This window comes from Brevundimonas sp., from assembly GCF_041688735.1.
In the GTDB taxonomy this organism is placed as follows: Bacteria; Pseudomonadota; Alphaproteobacteria; order Caulobacterales; family Caulobacteraceae; genus Brevundimonas.
The window spans coordinates 1-2,265 of sequence record NZ_JBDNHO010000071.1; the positions used below are offsets into that span (position 1 = coordinate 1).

Below are 2,265 nucleotides of genomic sequence, written 5' to 3' on the forward strand. Positions count from 1 at the left end.
CTGATGCCCGCCGTGCTGAAGGCCCACGCGACATGGTCGGTCAAGGTCAAGACCAAGGACCTCAACGACTGGCTGGCCATGGCCACCCAGAGGCATCCGCCCCCCGCCGTCGACGGCAAGCGGATCAAGCCCAAATACATGGCTCAGACCAAGGCCCGCCCGCCGACCTTCGTCCTGATGGCCAGCCGGGCCGAAGCCATGCCGGAGCAGTACAAACGCTATCTGGTCAACAATCTGCGGGAGTCGTTCGACCTGCCGGGCACGCCGATCCGCCTGCTGGTCAAATCGGGCAGCGAAAACCCCTATGCGCCGGGCGGTTCCAAGTCCGGCCCCGAACGCTACAAGGGCGACGCCAAGACCGCGCCGCGCAAGGTCATCAAGAAGGCCGAGCGCGCCGAGATGCTGTCCAACCTGCCCGGCAAGGCGCTGGAGCAAAAGAAAGCCGGCAAGACCAGGCTGAAACCCATTGCCGGGCTGAAGGCCAGCGCCTCCAAGAAGGCCGGCTCATCCGTCGCCGTCCAGAAGGGCGCGCGCGGCGGGGCGCGTCAGGTGTCGCGGTCAGGCCGCGTCCGGACTGGCCAGAAGCATTTGCCGAAGAAGTAGGTCGGTCGTGGCGAATGTTGATATTTGACGCGCCTCCGGGGACGCCGCTAGGTTGGCGGTGCCTCGGGGGGGTGCAGATGCTCAGACTCGTGCTTTCGATCATCGGTGGCGTGGTCAGCGCCTTCGTCATCGTCGTTATTGGCGACATGCTGTCCCAGACGCTGGCCGCATCAGCGGGACCTCCTCCGACCGACATGAACGACCGCGCGGCGATGCAGGCTTTTGTCGCGGGCCTGCCAACCGTCGTGTTCATCGCCATGCTGGCAACATGGACCGCCGCCGCCTTCGCTGGCGCGGCCTTTGCGGCCCGTTTCGCCCGTCGGGGCGTATGGCCGGGCTGGGTCGCTGCCGGCCTGTTCCTCTGCGCGACGGCCGCTAACCTGTTCCTGATCCCTCATCCCGTATGGATGGCGGTCGCAGGGGTCGTGCTGGTCGTGGCGGCAGGTTGGTTCGGGGCCCGGACCGGATCGACCGGCACCCCCCACGCCGCCTAGATCAGCGCCGCCACGCCCGGCCCCGCGCTCCAGTCCTTGAACTTCAGCTCCAGATCGCCGCGCGCCAGCTCGACTATCAGCGGACCAATGGCCAACGGGGGTGGCGAATCCGGCCATCCGCGCGAAAGCGGACTGTTCGGAGCCGGTTTCGGCCACCAGGTCCGCGAAGAAGGGCATGCTGCGCCAGATCGGGGTCTCAACCCCGCCGGGTAGGATGGCGTTGACGCGGACGCCGCGCGGCACACCTTCCTTCGCAGCCACCCGGGCCAACTGCAGGACGGCGGCCTTGGAAGCGCCGCAGGCGGCAATGCCAGTCCGATTCCGGAGGCCGCGCCGGTAATCAGAACAACCCCGGGGGCATGGGATCGGGGTTGGGTCATGGGGCCTCAGGCGTAGTTGAAACTGATCGAGATGCGCTCGGCCCTGGCCGCGTTCGGGGGCACTTCATGCCTCAGCCAGCTTTCCCACATCAGCACCGTCCCCGCCTTTGGGGCCAGATAGACGAACGGCTTCTCCGCCTCGGGGGCGTCGGCGTGGACGCCGGGGCGGGCCATCATCATCGGCAGGCGCGGGTCCTCCAGCTTCAGGGCCGAGGCCCCGTCCGGCACCTCGACATAGACGGTGCCGCTCAGGAAGGCGTGCGGATGGATGTGGCCTGAGTGCCCGCCGCCGGGCTTGAGTATGTTGACCCACAGGCTGTCCAGCCGGGGCTTGCGGGCCAGATCGAAATTCAGCGCCTTCGCATAGGCGACGGCGTGCCTGTCCAGCCGCCGCTTCAGATCGCTGAATTCGGGCATGCGGTGCGGAAGGTCGGTCAGCGAGCCGTAGGAGGTATAGCCGCGATAGCCGTGCTCGCGGCACCAGGCCCGCCCGGCATGGTCCTCGTCCGCCAGCATCCGGCAGGCGTCGGCCAGCGCGGCGTTGAAGGCGGCGAACCCAGGCGAGGGGGCCAGGGAGGCTTCATAGACGTTGGTGACGAAGAGGGGGCGCAGGGACATGGGATGGGCCGCAAGGGTTGGTGGTTAGTGACTAGGCTCAGGACCCATTAAAGGGATTCACACGGTCGTGGCGATCTGATTCACTGGTGGCAGGAGGAGCCTGTCATGAGTGATCTGTTTTGGCTGACGAACAAGCAGATGCGTCGGATCAAGCCATATTTCCCGCTGTC

The 2,265-nt window shown here is 66.8% G+C and carries 2 protein-coding genes and 2 pseudogenes; 2 read left to right on the forward strand and 2 right to left on the reverse strand.

Annotated elements, in window-relative coordinates:
* Positions 1-603, forward strand: a pseudogene (locus tag ACESMO_RS07805) (ribosome biogenesis GTPase Der); the annotation flags it as partial.
* A 77-nt stretch (positions 604-680) separates the two neighbouring features.
* Positions 681-1,097 carry a hypothetical protein gene (locus ACESMO_RS07810; protein WP_372707599.1) on the forward strand — a complete coding sequence of 139 codons (417 nt, stop codon included), beginning with the start codon at positions 681-683 and terminating at the stop codon, positions 1,095-1,097.
* Positions 1,098-1,247: 150 nt separating this feature from the next.
* Here ACESMO_RS07810 and ACESMO_RS07815 read toward each other — a convergent pair.
* Both ACESMO_RS07815 and ACESMO_RS07820 read right to left on the reverse strand, forming a co-directional pair.
* Positions 1,248-1,487: pseudogene (locus ACESMO_RS07815) on the reverse strand (SDR family oxidoreductase); the annotation flags it as partial.
* The gene (locus tag ACESMO_RS07820; protein WP_372707600.1) at positions 1,484-2,095 is read right to left on the reverse strand and encodes a TIGR02466 family protein; all 612 of its coding nucleotides are present in this window, start codon (positions 2,093-2,095) and stop codon (positions 1,484-1,486) included. The pseudogene ACESMO_RS07815 and the gene ACESMO_RS07820, both read right to left, overlap by 4 nt.
* Between the last annotated feature and the right edge of the window lie 170 nt (positions 2,096-2,265).

Bases quoted from the DNA above. Each gene is read 5' to 3' on its own strand.
- ACESMO_RS07820 (WP_372707600.1), bottom strand. From the start codon at position 2,095: ATGTCCCTGCGCCCCCTCTTCGTCACCAACGTCTATGAAGCCTCCCTG.
- ACESMO_RS07810 (WP_372707599.1), top strand. From the start codon at position 681: ATGCTCAGACTCGTGCTTTCGATCATCGGTGGCGTGGTCAGCGCCTTC.